Here is a 19365-nt window from a genome sequence, read left to right on the forward strand (position 1 = left end):
CGGTTCGGCCTCCAGCGGGCGCACCGTCGTGCCCGGGAGTGGCCGAGCGAAGCTCAGCCGGCGCGCCGCGAGCCGCCCGACGGCGTCCGACGCGCGCGGACCGGTCGCCCCGGCGCGGTCACCGGGCGACGAGACGCCGCGGCCATCTCGACCAGCTCCCCGGCGTGCGCCAAGGCGGTATCGGTGGTGTCGAGGCCCGCCATCATCCGGGCCAGCTCGGCCGCCCGCTGGTCGTCGGCGACCGCGACCACCCCGGAGGTGGTGACCTGGCCGTCGTCGGACTTCACCACCACGTAGTGCTTGTCGGCGAAGGCGGCGACCTGGGCCAGGTGGGTGACCACCACCACCTGGGCGTGCTTGGCCAAGGTGGCGAGCCGGCGACCGATCTCCACCGCCACCTTGCCACCGACGCCGGCATCGACCTCGTCGAAGACGAAGGTCTGACCCTCCTGGCCGCGGGCGAGGATGACCTCCAGCGCCAGCCGTACCCGCGACAGCTCGCCACCCGAGGCCACCTTGGCCAGGCTGCGAGGCTCACTGCCGGGGTTGGCGCTGAACAGCAGGTCGACCTGGTCGGCACCGTGCGGACCGAGCTCCACCGGTGACAGCTCGAAGACCAGCCGGGCATGCGGCATGGCCAGGGCGGACAGCTCGTCCAGCACCTCCGCGGCGAACCCGTCAGCCGCCGCGCGGCGCATCGCGGTGATCCGCCCGGCGCCCGCGGTCAGCTCGGTATCCAGCACAGCGAGCCGCTCAGTCAGCTCCGCGATGGTGTCGTCGCCCGACTCGAGACTGCTGAGCCGAGCGGCCGAGACCTGTGCCCAGGCCAGCACCTCGTCGCAGGTCTCGCCGTACTTGCGGGTCAGACCGGCCAGCGCCGACCGCCGCTGGGCGATCCACTCCAGCCGGCCCGGTTCGACGTCGAGATCATCGAGATAGCGCGCCAGGTCGCCGGCGAGATCGGTGAGCAGATAGTTCGCCTCCGTCACCCGGCGGCGCAGCTCCTCCGCACCGGGATCGGCCCCGGCCACCTGCTCGACGGCCTTGCGGGCCACCGCAATAGAGGTGAGCGCGCCGCCCGGTTCGTCGTCGTCGCCGGCCATCGCCACCATGGCCCGTTGCGCGGACAGCCGCAGGTCGTCCACCGACTGCAGCTTGGTCGCCTCTGCGGCCAGCGCGACGTCCTCCCCCGGCTCGGGCGCGACCGTGGCGATCTCCTCCAGCCCGAAGGTCAGCAGGTCGATCTCCCGGGCCCGGGCCTGCGCGTCCGAGCGCAGCTGTGCCAGCTCGGCGCCCACCCGGCGCCGCTCGGCATACCCCTTCCGATACTGCTCCAGCTCGGTCAGCAAACTCGCACCGGCGTAGCTGTCGAGGATCTCGCGCTGGCGCTCGGGCCGGCCCAGGCGGAGCTGCTCGGACTGGCCGTGGATGGTGATCAGGTCGGCGGCGACGTCGGCGCACACCGTCGCCGGCACCTGCGCACCCCCGAGGTACGCCCGCGAACGGCCGGCCGCGGTCAGGTGGCGGGCGATCAGCAGCTCGTCGTCGTCGAGCTCCGCGCCGACCTCGCTCACCCGGGCCACCAGCGCCGGGTCGCGCAGCGAGAAGCGACCCTCGACCTTGGCCCGCTCGGCACCCGTACGCACCGCCCGTGGGTCGGCCCGGCCGCCGAGCAGCAGACCCATCCCGGTGACGATCATGGTCTTGCCGGCTCCGGTCTCGCCGGTCACCACAGTCAGCCCGGGGTCCAGCTCGAGGGTGGTCTCGTTGATCACCCCGAGGTCGCGGATCCGCAGCTCGGTGATCATGCCAGCCGTTCGCGGTGGAGATGCTCGGCCGCGCCGCGCCAGCCTTCGACCCGCAGCCCGAACTTGTTCACCAGCCGGTCGGTGAACGGCGAGCTGGTGAGCCGCGCCAACCGGACCTTGTGCGCGCCGAGTGCCACCTCGATCTCCATGCCGGCCCGGAGCTCGGTCGAACGGCGGCCGTCGCACCACACCATCCCGTGGGTCTGCGAGTCATCGATCAGCTCCACCACCACGGTCGATGCCGGGCCGAGCACCAGCGGACGGGCGAACAGGGCATGGGCACTCAGCGGGACGACCAGCAGGGCCTCCACGTCGGGCCAGATGACGGGGCCGCCGGCCGAGAAGGCGTACGCGGTGGAGCCGGTCGGGGTGGCGACGAGGACACCGTCGCAGGCCCAGCGGGACAAGGGTCGGCCGTCGACCTCCACCACGACCTCAAGCATCCGCTCGCGGGCCGCCTTCTCGATCGACACCTCGTTGATGGCGAACGACGACCAGATGACCTCGGCGCCGTCACGCAGGGTGACGTCGATGGTGAACCGCTCCTCCACCGCGTAGGACCGGCAGACGACGTGCTCGACGATGCTGTCGATCTCTGACGACTCGGCCTCGGCCAGGAAGCCCACATGCCCCAGGTTGACCCCCAGCAGCGGGACATCGGTGCCCAGCACCCACTCGGCGCTGCGCAGGATCGTGCCGTCGCCGCCGAGCACCACCACCAGCTCGCAGTCGGCCACCGTCAGGCCACCGTTGCCGGGGGCGACCAGGTCGACCACCCGCCCGACCAGGCTGTCCGCCATGTCGGCGCTGTCCTCGGGCGGGAGCACCGACACGATGCCGGCCGCATCCAGGCCGGCCACCAGCCGGGCCGCGGCGACGACCGCCTGAGGACGGCCGGTGTGGGTGAGCACGGCCACCCGACGAACGTCATCGGCGCTTGCGGTCTGGTCGGTCACGTGCGACAGCATAGGCGGCGGTCCTGACCAGGACCGCGAAGCGGGGGGTGCGAGTGTGGACGACGGCGACGGGCCTGTGAACCGGCCTTCGCTCAGGCCACGAGCGACGTACCGATCTGGACGACCCGGTCCAGGTCGAGGTCCGCGGCGGCCGGGCCACGGGTGAGGTGGGCGAAGTACTCGACATTGCCGGTGGGACCGGGCAGCCGGCTCGGCAGCACCGACTGCGGGTGCCAGCCCGTGGTCTGCGCCGCCGAGACCACCCCCTCGATGGCTTGGCGGTGCAGGTCTGCAGAGCGGACGACGCCGTTCTTGCCCAGCTGCTCGCGCCCGACCTCGAACTGGGGCTTGATCATCGCCAGCAGCCACCCGTCGGGCCGCAGCACCGAGGTCAGGGGCTCCACCAGCAGCACCAGCGAGATGAAGGAGACGTCGGCGACGACCACGTCCACCGGCACGCCGTCCAGGTGCTCCAGCCGGAGGTCACGCAGGTTGGTCCGCTCCCGCACGACCACCCGCGCGTCGTCGCGGATCGTCGGGGCGAGCTGGCCGTGGCCCACATCGACGGCATACACCGGGTCACAGCCCCGCTCCAGCAGGACCTGGCTGAACCCACCCGTCGAGGCACCGGCGTCCAGAGCCCGGCCGGCCGTCGACAGGCCCAGCTCGTCCAGGGCACCGAGCAGCTTGTGCGCCGCCCGGGACACGTAATGGTCGGCCTCCACCGACAACAGGTGGTGGTCCTCCACCTGAGCCGCGCACCGCCCGACCACCCGGCCGTCGACCTGGACCAACCCGGCGTTGACCAGCGACTGGGCGTGGCTACGGGACCGGGCCAGGCCGCGGTCGACCAGTGCACGGTCCAAGCGCAACGTTCTTCCCCCATCCGAGCGAGTGATCAGGTGTGGCCCGGGGGCCGGGTCGTGATCTGTCAGGGGCGTGCGTCGGGGTGCAGTGCCTGGTGCAGCACCTCGTGCACCCGGGTCAGCCGGTCGTGGTGCTCGGTCACGTCGACCGTGTCGAGGTCGGCCAGCGTCGCGGTGGCGCGGTCGATCTCCACCGATCCGGTGACCGGGGACGGCGTCGGTTCGGTGGCTGGCTCACTCACCGGGCGTACCGGTGGTGCTCTTCTTCGCCGCGGCCCGTTTGGCCGGCGTCTTCTTGGCGGTCGCTGTCTTCTTCGTAGCTGCCGCCGGGGTCTTCTTGGCTGCGGCCGGGGTCTTGCCGGCCGGCGACTTCTTCGCCGCGGTGGTCTTGGCGCCGGCGGCCTTGCGGGCGGGCCTCGGGGCCGCGGACGCCTCCGGTCCGCTCTCGGCGGCCGCAGCGATCCGGGCCACCGTGGCGCGCAGGGTGGCGACCTCGTCGCGCAGGGCCTCCAGATCGTCGGCGCGGGCGAAGCCCCACCGCGTCGCCGCCTTGTCGATCTCCGCGCTGACGGTGTGCTCCAGCAGCTCGCGGTTGGCACGGCTGGCCGCGAGGATCTCCTCAGCCAGCTTGCCCACCCGCTCCGATGCGTCGGCGGCGACGTCGTCCAGCCCGGCCTGCGCCAGCAGCAGCTTGGCCGCGTTCGTGGCCTTCGCCCGGGTCATCTTGGACAGGCCGCTGACCACGTCCACATAGTTCTGGACTACCTCTGCTACCACGGGGATCGCCTTTCGAGTAGGTGGATCTGCTGCGGACGGCCCCAACGTTAGTCGGTGCCCAGCCCACAGCGGGCGAGGGCCGCCAGAGCCGGGACCAGGTCCAGCGCCTCGCCGGCGTCCGCCGCGGCCCAGGCCAGCTGGCACAGCGCCCACAGCGCGTCCAGACCCTCGGTGCTGTCGGCCGGGTCGGTGGTCAGTGACAGTGCCCCGTCGGCGACTTCGGCCGTCATCGCCTGGCAGCTGGCCCAGCCGTCGGCGACCTTCACCTCACGCCGAGGCTGCAGCAGCGCGCGTAGGTCGGCCCCGATCTGGGTCGGCCGGGAAGCGGCGTCGGCGACGAGCAGGTCGCGAGGCCCGTGGGCCCCGCTGAGCACGAACAGGCTGTCCAGGCCGGCCGCCACGGCGCCGGCGATGTCGGTGTCGGTGCGGTCGCCGACGAAGATCGCCCGTCGGGTGCCAAGCCGCTCCAAGGTGGCGTCCATCAGCGGGCGGTACGGCTTCCCGGCCACGACCGGGTCGACGTCCACGGCGCTCCGGACAGCGGCCACCGCAGCGCCGTTGCCCGGAACGATGCCCCGGTCGGTCGGGCGGGTCGAGTCGGTGTTGGTGGCCACCCAGTACGCTCCGCGCTGGACCGCGATCGCTGCCTCGTTCAGCTGCTGCCAGCGCAGCTCGGGGTCCCACCCCTGGATGATCGCCACCGGCTCGTCGTCGAGCGACGGCACCGGCACCAGACCCGCCTCTTCCAGAGCCGTACGAACGCCGATCCCCCCGACCAGCAGCACCTTGGCGCCGACGCCGAAGCGGTCGACCAGCAGCCGGGCACCTGCCTGGGCCGACGTCACCACGTCGTCCGCGGTGCAGGTGATACCGAGCTCGACCAGATGCTCAGCGACAGCCGACGGCGGCCGCGCGGCGTTGTTGGTGACGAAGCCGAGCCGGACGCCGCGGTCGCGCAGCCCACTGATCCCTGCGACGGCGCCGGCCACAGCCACCGGGCCGAGGTAGACGACGCCGTCGAGGTCGAACAGCGCCGCCTCATAGTCATCGATCAGCAGGCGCTGACCCTGAGTGGTCACGAACGGTCAGCTTCCGGATCGGACGGCGAGTCCTGATGCGGCTGATCGTGCGACTCGGCAGCGACCACCGCCTGCCAGTCCTGGTCCGACGCGTCGGATCCGGTGTCCGCGTCGGGCTCGCTCACAGCCTGATCATCCCCGGCCTGCTCTGCGCCGGCCTGCTCTGCCCCGGCCTGGTCGTCGCTGGCCTGGTCATCGCTGGGTGAGTCGTCGCTGGGTGAGTCGTCGCTGGGTGAGTCGTCGTCGTGGTCTGCTGCGAGCGAGGTCGCGTCCTCATCCTCGGGCTCGTCGCGGCCGTAGGCCTCTTCGTCCGCGTCCTCCGGCTCGTCCGCCTCTTCGGGCTCGTCGCGGCCGTAGGCCTCGCTGCCCTCTTCGTCCTCGTCCTCGGTCTCGTCGAAGTCGATCAACAACCCGTCCAGCTCGTCCACTCGGGCGCGAGCGTCGGTCTCCTCGTCGTCATCGAGCTTGGCCGCGGCCACGAACCAACCCCGCGCCTGCTCCTCCTTGCCCTGCTGGAGAAGCGCATCGGCATACGCGTAGCGCAGCCGGGCGCCGGACAGCCGCGCCTCGGTGCCCTTCCCGGTGTGCTTCTCGATCGCTGCGTGCAACACCCGCAGCGCCTCGGCCTCCTGGCCAAGATCACGGCGGGCACCTGCCTCGACCATGATCATCTCCACCTGCTGGCTCGGGTCGAGCTCGTAGCGGTGCGACTCCTTGGCCAGCTTCAGAGCTGACTGGGGGCGGCCCAGGGCGCGCTCACAGTCGGCCATCACCGGCAGATAGTCGTGGGTACCGGTCATCCGGCGCAGCGCGCGGTACTCGCTCAGCGCCACGTCGAAGTGGCCGGCGGCGTACGCGGTCTCAGCGGCGGCCTCGCGGACGATCGGCAGCCGCGCGGCGCGACGCCGAGCGGCTTCAGCATGGGCGTAGGCCCGCTCCGGGTCCTCCTCGATCAGCTGGCCGGCCACCACCAGGTGCGAGGCGACGATCTCGGCGAGCTCCTTGGGCAACCCGCGGAGCTCGGCCCGCACGGCGCGGTGCAGCTCGCGGATGTCGACCCCCTCGGGGATGGCCGGCTCGTTGTCCTTGCGCGCCAGACCGGGTCGTGGTGCCTCGCGCGGGCCCCGCTCATTGTCATGGTCGCCGCGACCTCGCTCCGGCCGACCGCCTCGGTCGTCCCGGTCGAACCGATCACCGCTCGGACGACGGTCGTCGTATCGGCGCTCGCCGCGATCCGGGCGGGCTCCGCTCCGGTCGTCCCGCGAGGATGTCCGGTCGCCGTAGGCCCGGGGCGCCCGGTCGTCGCGCTGCCCGTAGCGGCGCTCCCCGCGGTCGTCGCGGGGCTTGTCAAAGCGGGGGTTGTCACTGCGCGGCCTGTCACTGCGCGGATTGTCACTGCGCGGGCGATCGTCACGGGGCCGATCGTCACGCGGCCGGTCACTGCGCGGACGGAAGTCGCCGCGGTCGTCACGGCCGGACCCACCGCGGCCGGCGAAGTCACGTCCACCTTGGTCGTCACGGCGGAACTCCCGCGGTGCGGAGCGGTCGTCGCGCGGCCGGGAGCCACGGACGCCCCCGGTAGTCCCCCGGTCGTCGCGACCGCGGTAACCCGACGCACCGCGGTCGTCGCGGCCGCGGTAACCCTGCGCACCGCGGTCGTCGCGGCCCGATGTGCCGGGGCCACCCCGGTCGCGGCCCTGATAGCCGCCGCGGTCGTCACGTCCCGCGCTCGCCCCACGGCCCTGATAGCCGCCACGGTCATCGCGATCGGGGTACCCGCTCCTGCGATCGTCACGTCCGCGCGCGTCCCGGTCCTGGTAGCCGCCGCGGCTCGCCGACCCGCGCGAATCCGAAGCCCCGCGGTCATCGCGGCGCTGATAGCCGCTCCGGTCGTCGCGGCGCTGGGAACTGCCGCGGTCGTCGCGGGACGCGCCACGGTCATCGCGGCGCTGATAGCCACCGCTGTCATCTCGGCGCTGGTAGCCACCGCGGTCGTCGCGGGACGCGCCACGGTCATCGCGGCGCTGGTAGCCACCGCGGTCATCGCGGGACCCGCCACGGTCATCGCGGCGCTGATAGCCACCACGGTCGTCGCGGGACCCGCCGCGGTCGTCGCGCCCCGAGTAGCCACCACGGCTGTCCCCGCCCGCGGCCCGGCCTCGGTCGTCGCGGCCGGCGTACCCACCGCGGTCGTCACGTCCACGAGAACCCTGCGCGCCTCGGTCGTCACGACCTGCATAGCCGCTCCGGTCGTTGCGGGCCGGTGAGCCGCCGCGCTGGTCACGACCCGCGTTGCCGCCGCGGTCACTGCCGCCGCGCGCGCCGCCGGATCTGTCGTTGCGGCCGCTCGACCCACGGGGAGCGCCGCCCGAACCCGGCTCACCGCGATAACTGTCGCCCCGACCAGCACGGGGTCGGTCGTCACGGTCTCGGCGCGGGGAGTTGTCGTCGCGACCAGGTCGGTTGTTGTCTACCACCGCTCAATCCTGTCCGCATTCGGACACAGAAGCAAAAGGGCTGGCGCACATTACCTGCTGCCGGGCCCAGCCAGGTCGCCGGCCGGAAGCGAGTCGGTCACAGTCCAACGCCGCGGGATCGTCCTCCCGCCCCGCGCGGCCGGTGCCGTAGCCTTCCAGTCGACAACCACCGACCGACGGTGCACCGACGCACTGCCGGCTCGACCGGAGGAGCACCCCGTGGCACTCGTGGCAGGCATCGACTCGTCCACCCAGTCGGTCAAGGTGGTGGTCTGCGACGCCACGACCGGTGAGGTGGTCAGGTCGGCCCGGGCCAACCATCCCGACGGCACCGAGGTGTCGGCCGCGGCCTGGTGGTCGGCTTATCAGCAGGCCACCCGCGACCCCGCTCTGCTGGACGGGGTCGAGGCGCTGGCCGTCGGCGGCCAGCAGCACGGCATGGTCACTCTCGACGACGACGGCGAGCTTGTCCGAGACGCGCTGCTGTGGAACGACAACCGCTCCGCGCCGGACGCCGTCGACCTGATCGACGAGCTGGGGGGTCCGCAGGCCTGGGCCGACGCCGTCGGCAGCGTGCCGGTGGCGTCGATGACCGTGGCCAAGATCCGCTGGCTGGCTCGCGCCGAGCCGGAGCAGGCCGCCCGCACCCGGTCCGTGGTGCTCCCCCATGACTGGCTGACGTGGCAGATCGGCGGCCGGTCCTTCGCCCCGACCACCGACCGCGGCGATGCGTCCGGCACCTGCTACTTCGACGCCACCGCGAACACCTACCGCCATGACCTGGTCGAGCGGGCGCTGGGCCACGACCTCGAGCTCCCCCGGGTCGCCGCCCCCGGCGAGATCGTCGGCCACACCCCCAACGGCATCGCCATCGCCGCCGGCACCGGGGACAACATGGCCGCCGGGCTCGGCCTGGACCTCCGGACCGGTGAGGCCGTCGTCTCGCTCGGCACCAGCGGCACCGCCTTCACCCGCAGCGAGTCGCAGACCCACGAGCCGACCGGCACGGTGGCCGGATTCGCCGACGCGACCGGCGCGTTCCTGCCCCTGGTCTGCACCCTGAACGGGGCGCGCAACCTGGTGGCGACCGCGGAGCTGCTGGGCGTCGACCTGGCCGAGCTGAGCCGGCTGGCGTTGAGCGCGGAGCCCGGCAGCCAGGGCCTCAGCTTCGTGCCGTACCTGGAGGGCGAGCGGACCCCGCCGCTGCCGGACGCGCGAGGCGAGCTGGTCGGCCTGACGCTGAAGAACATGACGCCCGCCAACGTGGCCCGGGCCACCATCGAAGGGGTGCTGTGGAGCCTGGCCTACGGTGTGCAGGTGCTGCGCGAGCAGACCGGTGAGATCAGCCGGATCACCCTGACGGGCGGGGCTTCCCAGTCGAGTGCGGTGCGCCGGATCGCGGCGTCGGTCTTCGGGCTGCCGATCGTGGTGACCGACACCTTCGAAAGTGTCGCCGTCGGCGCCGCCCGGCAGGCGGCGTGGGCGCTGACCGGCGAGCTGCCGACCTGGTCGGTGCCGGTGCTCAGCGAGCACCAGGCCACCGACGCGGACCGGGCCGCTGCCGACGAGATCAACGCCCGCTACGCCGAGATCCTTGCGGGTCACTTCCAGCGCTGAGTCCGCGCAGCCAGCCGAGTCGGTCGAGCACGACAGCGGCCGTCTGCGCCACGGTGTGGTCCGTGACGTCCAGCACCAGGTCGTCGGTGTTCGACGCTGCCAAGATCGCGTCCAACTCGACGCTACGGCGCAGATGCCAGTCCCGGCCGGCGTCGTCGAATCGATGCCGCGAGCGGAGCCGGTCCCGGACGAGACCGAGGTCGGCCCGGAGCCGGATCTGCGTCATCGGCGTGCCGACGGCCTCCTCGTGCCGGGAACGCTGGTCGGCGGTCTCCACGACGCCCGCGAGCACCAGGTGGGTGATCCCGGCCGCGCGATAGTTCTCGGCCACAGCGGCCAGGTTGGCCAGCTCCAGCGCGAGATAGAACGGGTCATCGGCCGGCGCCGGCCACGCCCGACGGAGCCAGTCCAGGTCGATCACCGCGCCGGGCAGCCCGGCGCCCTGGCAGAGGTCCCCGACGGCTTCGGCCACCGAGGTCTTGCCCACGCCCACCGTGCCGTTGAGCAGCACGACCCGCAGATCAGCGGCGCCTGACCTCACCGGGGCCGCGTTCACCGGAGCCGCCCGGCCGACGACCGCGTCCCCCAGGTCATCGGTCAGCCGCGGGTCACGATGGCCGCACCGACCGTCTTCTTGCCGCGCCGGGTGATGACGTACCGGCCGAAGAGCAGGTCGTCCTCGGTCAGGGTCGCGTCCGGGTCGGTGACCCGCTGGTTGTTGAGGTACGCCCCGCCCTCGGCGATCGCCCGGCGGGCGGCCGAACGGCTGGCCACCACACCGGTGGCTTCGAGCAGGTCGACCACCCCGGGCAGCTCGGCCCCGGACGGCAGCGTCACCCCGCCCAGCTCGCTGACCACCCCGGCCAGCACCGGCTCGGCCAGCTCGGTCAGCTCCGAGCGGCCGAACAGCGCGGCCGCGGCGGCGATGGCAGCGTCCCGCTCCTCGGCCGAGTGCACCAGCTCGGTGACGTCGTCGGCCAGGGCCTTCTGGGCGAGCCGTCGCTGCGGCTGCTCGGCGGTGAGCCGCTCCAGCTCTTCGATCTCGGACCGGCTGCGCGGGCTGAAGACCTTGAGGTACTCGATCACCTTGGCGTCCTCGGCGTTGAGGAAGAACTGGTGGAAGGCATACGGGGACGTCATCTCCGGGTCCAGCCAGACGGTGCCGCCCTCGGTCTTGCCGAACTTGGTGCCGTCGGCCTTGGTCAGCAGCGGCGTGGCCATGGCATGCACCCGTTCGCCGGTGCTGCGCCGGATCAGCTCGACGCCGGCGGTGATGTTGCCCCACTGGTCGCTGCCGCCGAACTGCAGCGTGCAGCCGTGCTGGCGGAACAGCTCCAGGTAGTCCATCGACTGCAGCAGCACGTAGGAGAACTCGGTGTAGGAGATGCCGGCCTCGAGCCGGTTGCGGACCACGTCGCGGGCCAGCATCCGGTTCACCGGGAAGTGCTTGCCGATGTCGCGGAGGAAGTCCAGCACCGACATGGAACCGGTCCAGTCGAGGTTGTTGACCACCCGGGCCGCGGCCGGGCCGTCGAAGTCGACGTACTTCGTCACCTGTCGCTGGATCTTCGCCACCCACTCGGCGACGGTCTCCTTGCTGTTCAGCGTCCGCTCGCCGGCGTCCTTCGGATCGCCGATCATGCCGGTGGACCCGCCGACGAGGATCAGCGGCTTGTGCCCGGCACGCTGCAGGTGCCGGGCGACGATGAGCTGGACCAGGTTGCCGAAGTGGATGCTCGGCGCTGTCGGGTCGAACCCCACATAGAACGTGACCGGACCGGCCGCGAGATGCTCCCGCAGCGCCGCTTCGTCGGTGGAGTTGGCCACCAGACCCCGCCAGGTCAGTTCGTCGAGCACGCTCGTCACGCTGGGTACCTCTCATCGCTGTCGCCGCACCCCGTACGGGGTGATCGGGTTTGCCCGCCCTCACCAAGGACGGTTCGGCGCGGACCGCCCGCGCCGCGTCCATCCTGCCCTACCGCGCCACAGACCCGGCCCGCGTTTCGTCCGCGACGCCACCGACCTGGTGGCCGGGTGCCGTCAGCGCGGCTGCCGGCCCAGCCAGTCGGCCAGCACCGGACGGGCGTCGAGGTGTTCGTTGACGAAGGCCGTCACTGCGTCAATGCCCTCGAGCATCTCCTGCAGCTGCTCGCGAACCCTGGCCGTCGCCGTGCCACCGCGGCCGTCCCGGCTGTCGATCGAGCCGGGAACGGTCAGCACGTCGAGCACCGCCGGTCGCAGCTGCGGCGAGATCTCCGCCAGCTGGTCGGCGCTCAGATCCGACAGCTCGATCCCGTGGGACTCGCAGAACCGGACGCACGCCCCGGCGATCTCGTGCGCCTCGCTGAACGGCACCCGTTGGCGCACCAGCCAGTCGGCCACGTCGGTGGCCAGCGAGAAGCCGCGTGGTGCCAGCGCCTCCAGCCGCTGCGGGTGGAAGGTCAACGTGGCGACCATCCCGGCGACCGCAGGAGTCAGCACCAGCAGCTGGTCCACGGAGTCGAACAAGGGCTCCTTGTCCTCCTGCAGATCCCGGTTGTAGGCCAGCGGCAGGCCCTTGAGCGTGGCCATCAACCCGGTCAGATTGCCGATCAGGCGGCCCGACTTGCCGCGCGCCAGCTCGGCGACGTCCGGGTTCTTCTTCTGCGGCATGATGCTGGACCCGGTCGACCAGGCGTCGGACAAGGTCGCGAAGCCGAACTCGTGGGTGCACCACAAGATCACGTCCTCGCTCAGCCGTGACAGGTCGACGCCGATCTGCGCCAGCACGTACGCCGCCTCGGCGGCCAGGTCCCGAGCGGCTGTGCCGTCGATGGAGTTGGCCACGCTGGAGTCGAACCCCAGGTCGGTGGCCACTTCCTGCGGATCGAGCCCGAGCGAGGTTCCCGCCAGCGCCGCTGAGCCGTACGGGCTGACCGCGAGGCGTCGGTCCAGGTCGCGGATCCGGTCACAGTCGCGCAGCAGCGGCCAGGCGTGGGCCAGCAGGTGATGCGACAGCAGGATCGGCTGGGCGTGCTGCAGGTGGGTCCGACCCGGCATGGCCACCCCGAGGTGTTCCCGGGCCTGCTGATGCAGCGCCGCCACCACGGCCTGCAGCTCCACCGCGACCATCCGCAGGGCGTCACGGAGATAGAGCCGGATCAGCGTGGCGATCTGGTCGTTACGGGACCGCCCGGCCCGCAGCCGGCCGCCGAGCTCTGGGCCGACCGTGGCGATCAGGCCGCGCTCCAGCGCCCCGTGCACGTCCTCATCCGTCGGCGCCGGGCCGAACGCACCCGAGAGCACGTCCGCCTCCAGCCGGTCGATCCCGGCTCGCATGGCCTGGTGCTCATCAGCCGTGAGCAGGCCCGCCCGGTACAGCGCCCCGGCGTGCGCCCGCGACCCGGCCAGGTCGTAGCGCGCCAGCCGCCAGTCGAACTGGGTCGACTGGCTGAGGGCGAACATGGCGTCGGCGGGGCCGCCGGCGAACCGGCCGCCCCACAGTCGCCCCTCCCCGGTGCCGTCGGACCGATCGCCGGAGCTGGTCGCGTTCATCAGGACAGACCAGCGTCCCGCCGGGCGGCGATCTTGCTCGACATGCCGTACAGCTCGATGAACCCGCGGGCGTGCGACTGGTCGAAGCTGTCGCCCTCGTCGTAGGTGGCGAGGTTGAAGTCGTACAGGCTGGCGCCGCTGCGGCGGCCGGTGACCGTCGCCTTCCCGCCGTGCATGACCATCCGGATCTCCCCGGTGACGGCCTGCTGTGCCTCGTCGATGAAGGTGTCCAGGGCCCGCTTCAACGGCGAGAACCACTGGCCGTCGTAGACCAGCTCGCCCCAGCGCTGGTCGACGCCGCGCTTGTAGCGGGCCAGCTCGCGCTCGATGGTCACGTTCTCCAGCTCCATGTGGGCGGTGATCAGCGCGATCGCACCCGGGGCCTCGTACACCTCGCGGCTCTTGATCCCGACCAGACGGTCCTCCACCATGTCGAGCCGGCCGATGCCCTGGGCGCCGGCACGGACGTTGAGCTGCTGGATCGCCTCGAGCACCGTCACCCGGGTGCCGTCGATGGCGACCGGGACGCCCGCCTCGAAGGTGATCGTCACCTCGTCGGCGTCGCGGGGCACCGACGGGTCGCTGGTGTAGTCGTAGACGTCCTCGACCGGAGCGTTCCAGATGTCCTCGAGGAAGCCGGTCTCGACCGCGCGCCCCCAGACGTTCTGGTCGATCGAGTACGGCGACTTCTTGCTCTGGTTGATCGGCAGGCCCTTCTCCTCGGCGTACGCGATCGCCTTCTCCCGGGTCCAGGCGTAGTCGCGGACGGGCGCGATCACCTTGAGCTCGGGGGCGAGCGCCATGATGCCGACCTCGAAGCGGACCTGGTCGTTGCCCTTGCCGGTGCAGCCGTGGGAGACCACTGTCGCGCCGTGGAACTTCGCGGCCTCGGCCAGGTGCCGCACGATCAGCGGCCGGGACAGGGCGCTGACCAACGGGTAGCGGTCCATGTAGAGCGCGTTGGCCCGCAGCGCGGGCAGACAGAAGTCATCGGCGAACTCGTCCTTGGCGTCGACGACGACCGACTCGACAGCGCCGCAGTCGAGGGCGCGCTGGCGGATCACCTCCATGTCCTCGCCGCCCTGGCCGACGTCGACCGCGACGGCGACGACCTCCTGTCCGGTCTGCTCTGACAGCCAGCCGATGCAGACGGAGGTGTCAAGACCTCCCGAGTAGGCCAATACGATGCGATCGCTCACGTTCTTCACTCTCTCTTCGGTGCAGTGGGTCCCGGGGCACGAGGGTGCCGGGGACTGTGGTCAAGGTGGTGGGTCTTCAGCTGCCGGGATCGTCGGTGCCGGCGACCTTGCCGGTCCTGCTCATCAGCAGGAAACGTTCCGCCAGTTCGGCGCCGCCGGTGGCGGAGCGGGTGATCAACAAGATGGTGTCGTCCCCGGCGATGGTGCCGAGGATGGAGCTCCAGCCGACCCGGTCGATGGCGGAGGCGAAATACTGCGCGGCGCCGGGCGGGGTTCGCAGCACGACCAGGTTGGCCGAGGACTCGGCCGAGACGAGGACCTCTCCGCACAACCGGGCCAGTCGGCCCTCGAAGGAGGCGAACTCCCCCACGTGCGGTGTCCGGTCGCCGCCCTCGCCGGGCACGGCGTAGACCAGATGCCCGCCGAGCCCGCGGACCCGTACCGCCCCGACCTCGACCAGGTCGCGAGACAGCGTGCCCTGGGTCACCTGCGCGCCCTCGGCGGCCAGCAGCTCGGCCAGGTCGGTCTGCGACCGGACCTCGTGCTGCTCCAGCAGCGCGATGATCCTGGCCTGTCGCGCTGTCTTGGTCAGCGGAGCTCGGGCTGCGGTGCTCATGGCCGGTCCTGCGATGACCACTCGTCCAGCAGCGACAGGATCGCCTTCTGGACGTGCCGCCGGTTCTCCGCCTCGTCCCAGACCACCGACTGCGGGCCGTCGATGACCTCCGCGGCCACCTCCTTGCCCCGGTAGGCGGGCAGGCAGTGCAGGAAGATCGCGTCCCGATCGGCCCGCGCCATCAGTGCCTCGGTCACCGCGTACGGGGCGAACACGGAAGCGCGGTCGATCCCGTCACCCTCCTGCCCCATCGAGACCCAGGTGTCCGTGGCGACGACGTCGGCTCCGGACACGGCCTCGGTCGCGGAGTCGGTCACGGTCACGCTCCCCCCGGTGCCGGCGGCCAGCGCCTGCGCCCGGGCCAGCACGGCCGGGTCGGGCTGGAACCCATCCGGCGCACCGATCCGTACGTGCAGCCCGGCCAGCGCGCCACCCAGCGCATAGGAGCTGGCCATGTTGTTGGCGCCGTCGCCGACGTAGGCGAAGGTCAGCCCGGCCAGCATCTTCTTGTGCTGCACCACGGTCTGCAGGTCGGCCAGGATCTGGCAGGGGTGGAAGTCGTCGGTCAGCGCGTTGACCACCGGTACGCCGGCGTAGGCCGCCATCTCTGTCAGATCGCTCTGCCGGTAGGTCCGCCACACCACTGCCGCGGCCTGGCGGCCAAGCACCCGGGCGGTGTCGGCGACCGACTCCCGAACGCCGATCCCCGCCAGCCGGCCGTCGACCATCATGGTGGCGCCGCCGAGCTCGGCGATGCCGGCGCTGAACGACGCCTGGGTCCGCAGGGTCGGCTTGTCGAAGATCACCGCCACACTGCGCGGACCGGCGTACGTCGACAAGGCGAAGGGGTCGAGCCGCAGCTCGGCGGCGCGGTCGAGGACCAACCCCTGCTCCGCCGGGGTCAGGTCGTCGTCGGCCAGGAAGTGACGCAGCGTCATGCCGCACCTCCCACGGTGTCGAGCAGCCCGGGCAGCGCGGCCACGAAGGTGTCCAGCTGGGCGGTGGTGATGACGAGCGGCGGCGCGATCCGCAGCACGTCCGGGCGTGGCGCGTTGAGGATGAAGCCGGCGTCGAGCGCAGCGTCGGCCACGGCGGCGGCGACCGGTGCGGCCAGCGTGATGCCGCGCAGCAGCCCCTGTCCGCGAACACCGGTGACCAGCGGATGCTCCAGCGCCCGCACCGCGCCGGCGAGGTGCTCGCCGGCCTCCTCGACGTGGCGGAGCAGCCCGTCCCGCTCGATCACCGCGATCACCGCCAGACCGGCGATGGCCGCGACCGGGTTGCCACCGAAGGTGCTGCCGTGGGAGCCCGGGCCGAGCAGGTCGGCGGCGGAGCCGGTGGCGATGCAGGCCCCGATCGGGAAGCCGTTGCCGAGTCCCTTGGCCAGGGTCACCACATCGGCGGTGATGCCACTCGCACTGGACGCGAGCCAGTCACCGCAGCGTCCCATCCCGGTCTGCACCTCGTCGATCCACAGCAGGGCGCCAGAGCGACGGGTCAGGTCCCGTGCGGCGGCGAGATAGCCGGACGGCGGGACGACGATGCCGTTCTCGCCTTGGAGTGGCTCCAGCACTACGGCGGCCACGGTGTCGTCCAGGGCGGCCGCCAGGGCGGCCACGTCGCCGTAGGGCACGAACTCGACGTCCCCGGGCAGCGGAGCGAACGGCTCGCGGTACTTGGGATTGTGCGTCAGCGCCAGGGCGCCCATCGAACGCCCATGGAAGGCACCCTCGGTGGAGATGATCTTGGTCCGACCGGTCCGCCGGGTCAGCTTGAAGGCCGCCTCGTTGGCCTCGGTGCCGGAGTTGGCGAAGAACACGCGGGCCGTCTCGCCGGGGCTATTCACCGTGGCGAAGCTGGTCAGCCGCTGCGCCAGGGCCACCTGGGCCGGGGTGGCGAAGAAGTTCGACACGTGACCGAGAGTGGACAGCTGGCTCGTGATCGCGGCCAGCACCGTCGGATGGGCATGGCCCAGCGCGTTGACCGCGAGACCGGCCAGCAGGTCGAGGTGGCGGTGACCCTCGGCGTCCCAGACGTAGCAGCCCTCGCCGCGCACGAAGACCCGCTTCGGCGGGCCGAAGGTGTTGATCATGGTCGACGAGTACGCCGCGAGAACCGAGGCGGACGAGGAGTTGCCGGCGGTCAGGGTGGACAGCGCCGTGCTCAGCGCGAGTTCGTCCGTGGTCATCACAGTGCTCCAGAGTTCGGCTGGCCCGCAAGGTTCGCGCCGGGAAGATTCGCGCCGGTGAGCGGGGTGAAGTGCCCGTTGGCGTATTCGTGGCTGGGGACGCCCTCGGCGGCCGGGAAGACGCGGCTGCCCAACCGGATCAGGCCGTCCTGGGTGACCATGGTGCCGATCCCCTCGTTGGTGAAGATCTCCAACAAGAGGGCATGCGGGACCCGCCCGTCGGTGACGGTGGCACGGGTCAGTCCGCCCTGCACCGCTCGCAGGCAGGCCTCCATCTTCGGCACCATGCCCGACTCCAGCGTCGGCATCAGCTCGGCCAGCTCGGACGCGCTCAGCTCCTTGATCACGTCGGTGCTGTGCGGCCAGTCGCGGTAGAGACCTTCCACGTCGGTCAGCACCACCAGCCGTTCCGCGCCCAACGCCACAGCGAGGGCGGCGGCGGCGGTGTCGGCGTTGACGTTGTGCACCACGCCGTGGCGATCGGGCGCGATGCTGGCCACCACGGGGATGCGGCCGGCGCCGATCAGGCCGTTGATGGCCTCGGTCTGCACCGCCACCACGTCGCCGACCAGCCCGAGGTCGACCTCCTCGCCGTCGACGACGGTCCCGCGGCGTTCGGCGGTGAACAGTCCGCCGTCCTCACCCGACATGCCAACAGCGAGCGTGCTGTGGCGGTTGATCAGGCCGACGAGCTCGCGGCCGACCTGGCCGACCAGCACCATCCGGACGACATCCATCGCCTCAGGACTGGTGACCCGCAGGCCGCCCTTGAACTCGCTGGGGATACCGAGCCGACCGAGCATCGAGGAGATCTGCGGGCCGCCGCCGTGGACCACGACAGGGTGCACGCCACACCGCTTCATGAAGATGATGTCCTGGGCGAAGGCGCGCTTGAGGTCGTCGTCGATCATGGCGTTGCCGCCGTACTTGATCACCACGGTCTTGCCCGCGTACGTCTCCAGCCAGGGCAGTGTCTCGGTCAGGATGCCGGCCTTCTCGACCAGCGACAACGGGCTGCTGACCGACGGTACGGCCTGGGGGTCGGTCACGACGAGTACTCCGCATTCTCTTTGACATAGTCATAGCTGAGGTCGTTGGTGAGGATGGTGGCGCTCTGGCTCCCGGCGTGCAGGTCGACGCGCACCAGGACCTGCCGCGGTGACAGGTCGACCAGCTCCCGCGGGTCGCCGATCGAGCCACCCCGGCAGACCATCACGTCGTTGAAGGAGACATCCAGGGCGTCGGACTCGAAGACGGCGTCGGTGGTGCCGATCGCCGCCAGAACCCTGCCCCAGTTGGCATCCTCGCCGAAGACGGCGCACTTGAACAAGTTGTTGCGCGCGATGCTGCGACCGACGGTGACCGCGTCTTCCTCGCTGGCCGCTCCGTCCACCACGATGGTGATCTCGTGCGCAGCACCTTCGGCGTCGGCCATCAGCTGCGCGGCCAGGTCAGCGCACACCTCGGTCAACGCAGCAGCCAGCTCTGCCTCGCCCGGTGCCACCCCCGACGCGCCACTGCTCATCACAATCACCGTGTCATTGGTGGACATGCAGCCGTCACTGTCGAGCCGGTCGAAGGTGGTGCGGCAGGCCTCCCGCAGGTGCGCCTGGAGCTGTGCCTGGTCGACGACGGCGTCCGTGGTGAGGACCACCAGCATGGTGGCCAGACCCGGTGCCAGCATGCCGGCGCCCTTGGCCATGCCGCCGACCGACCAGCCCTCGCCGGAGCGCACCGACTGCTTGGGCACGGAGTCGGTTGTCATGATCGCCCGTGCGGCGTCGCCGCCACCGGTCGGCGTGGTCGCGCCGGCGAGGGTGGCGATGCCCGCCGCCATGGCGTCCATCGGCAACCGGATGCCGATCAGGCCGGTGGAGCACACGGCCACGTCGATGGCCCCGATGCCGAGGCCCTCGGCGACCAGTTCCGCGCTGCGGTGGGCGTCAGCGAAGCCGTCCGGACCGGTGCAGGCGTTGGCGCCACCGGAGTTGAGCAGCACGGCGCGCAGGGTGGCGTCGGTGAGCACCTGTTGGGACCAGAGCACGGGCGCGGCCTTGACCCGGTTGCTGGTGAACACGCCGGCGGCCGCGTACTGCGGTCCCTGGTTGACCACCAGCGCCAGGTCGGGTTGGCCGTTGCTCTTGATACCGGCCGCGATGCCCGCCGCGACGAAGCCCTGCGGTGTGGTGACGCTCATTGTCCGTCCTCGAACTCGGTGGTGGGTCCGGCGCTCCGCCGGGCGGTGCCG

17 protein-coding genes are annotated in these 19365 nt (G+C 71.7%); 1 reads left to right on the plus strand and 16 read right to left on the minus strand.

Annotation, left to right across the window (positions count from 1 at the left end):
* Positions 1–53: 53 nt before the first annotated feature.
* The 7 genes from recN to AC1XX3_RS15540 form a co-directional block, all read right to left on the minus strand.
* Positions 54–1808, minus strand: a complete 1755-nt coding sequence (recN, locus tag AC1XX3_RS15510) for a DNA repair protein RecN (protein ID WP_483322029.1) — start codon at positions 1806–1808, stop codon at positions 54–56.
* On the minus strand, positions 1805–2764 hold the full coding sequence (locus AC1XX3_RS15515) for an NAD kinase (RefSeq protein WP_483322030.1): 960 nt from the start codon (positions 2762–2764) through the stop codon (positions 1805–1807). Before AC1XX3_RS15515 ends, recN begins: the two co-directional genes overlap by 4 nt.
* A gap of 92 nt (positions 2765–2856) precedes the next feature.
* A complete protein-coding gene (locus AC1XX3_RS15520; protein WP_483322031.1) occupies positions 2857–3636 on the minus strand; it encodes a TlyA family RNA methyltransferase in 780 nt (259 codons plus the stop codon).
* A gap of 59 nt (positions 3637–3695) precedes the next feature.
* On the minus strand, positions 3696–3872 hold the full coding sequence (locus tag AC1XX3_RS15525) for a hypothetical protein (RefSeq protein WP_483322032.1): 177 nt from the start codon (positions 3870–3872) through the stop codon (positions 3696–3698).
* Positions 3865–4407, minus strand: coding sequence for a phasin family protein (locus AC1XX3_RS15530; protein ID WP_483322033.1), 543 nt, complete (start codon positions 4405–4407; stop codon positions 3865–3867). Before AC1XX3_RS15530 ends, AC1XX3_RS15525 begins: the two co-directional genes overlap by 8 nt.
* Positions 4408–4454: 47 nt before the next feature.
* Positions 4455–5486: an HAD-IIA family hydrolase gene (locus AC1XX3_RS15535; RefSeq protein WP_483322034.1), complete on the minus strand. Its 1032-nt coding sequence runs from the start codon at positions 5484–5486 to the stop codon at positions 4455–4457.
* Positions 5483–7963, minus strand: a complete 2481-nt coding sequence (locus AC1XX3_RS15540) for a hypothetical protein (protein ID WP_483322035.1) — start codon at positions 7961–7963, stop codon at positions 5483–5485. Before AC1XX3_RS15540 ends, AC1XX3_RS15535 begins: the two co-directional genes overlap by 4 nt.
* A gap of 219 nt (positions 7964–8182) precedes the next feature.
* Between AC1XX3_RS15540 and xylB the strand changes: the two genes are divergently transcribed.
* Positions 8183–9580 (plus strand): xylulokinase, encoded by a 1398-nt coding sequence (gene xylB, locus AC1XX3_RS15545; protein ID WP_483322036.1) that lies wholly within the window; start codon positions 8183–8185, stop codon positions 9578–9580.
* Here the strand turns inward: xylB and AC1XX3_RS15550 are convergent.
* The 9 genes from AC1XX3_RS15550 to argJ form a co-directional block, all read right to left on the minus strand.
* A complete protein-coding gene (locus AC1XX3_RS15550) occupies positions 9534–10121 on the minus strand; it encodes a hypothetical protein (RefSeq protein ID WP_483322037.1) in 588 nt (195 codons plus the stop codon). The genes xylB and AC1XX3_RS15550 overlap by 47 nt on opposite strands.
* A gap of 56 nt (positions 10122–10177) precedes the next feature.
* Complete coding sequence (tyrS, locus tag AC1XX3_RS15555; RefSeq protein ID WP_483322038.1) at positions 10178–11446, minus strand: tyrosine--tRNA ligase; 1269 nt, start codon at positions 11444–11446, stop codon at positions 10178–10180.
* A gap of 174 nt (positions 11447–11620) precedes the next feature.
* A complete protein-coding gene (gene argH, locus AC1XX3_RS15560; RefSeq protein ID WP_483322039.1) occupies positions 11621–13114 on the minus strand; it encodes an argininosuccinate lyase in 1494 nt (497 codons plus the stop codon).
* Positions 13114–14313 (minus strand): argininosuccinate synthase, encoded by a 1200-nt coding sequence (locus AC1XX3_RS15565; RefSeq protein WP_483322040.1) that lies wholly within the window; start codon positions 14311–14313, stop codon positions 13114–13116. Before AC1XX3_RS15565 ends, argH begins: the two co-directional genes overlap by 1 nt.
* Before the next feature lie 76 nt (positions 14314–14389).
* A complete protein-coding gene (locus AC1XX3_RS15570; protein ID WP_483322041.1) occupies positions 14390–14929 on the minus strand; it encodes an arginine repressor in 540 nt (179 codons plus the stop codon).
* On the minus strand, positions 14926–15867 hold the full coding sequence (argF, locus tag AC1XX3_RS15575) for an ornithine carbamoyltransferase (protein WP_483322042.1): 942 nt from the start codon (positions 15865–15867) through the stop codon (positions 14926–14928). The genes AC1XX3_RS15570 and argF overlap by 4 nt, the downstream gene beginning before the upstream one ends.
* The gene (locus AC1XX3_RS15580) at positions 15864–17117 is read right to left on the minus strand and encodes an acetylornithine transaminase (protein ID WP_483322043.1); all 1254 of its coding nucleotides are present in this window, start codon (positions 17115–17117) and stop codon (positions 15864–15866) included. Before AC1XX3_RS15580 ends, argF begins: the two co-directional genes overlap by 4 nt.
* The gene (argB, locus tag AC1XX3_RS15585; protein WP_483322044.1) at positions 17117–18166 is read right to left on the minus strand and encodes an acetylglutamate kinase; all 1050 of its coding nucleotides are present in this window, start codon (positions 18164–18166) and stop codon (positions 17117–17119) included. Before argB ends, AC1XX3_RS15580 begins: the two co-directional genes overlap by 1 nt.
* The gene (argJ, locus tag AC1XX3_RS15590) at positions 18163–19314 is read right to left on the minus strand and encodes a bifunctional glutamate N-acetyltransferase/amino-acid acetyltransferase ArgJ (RefSeq protein WP_483322045.1); all 1152 of its coding nucleotides are present in this window, start codon (positions 19312–19314) and stop codon (positions 18163–18165) included. The genes argB and argJ overlap by 4 nt, the downstream gene beginning before the upstream one ends.
* Positions 19315–19365 lie beyond the last annotated feature (51 nt).

The organism is Microlunatus sp. M237 (assembly GCF_056896895.1).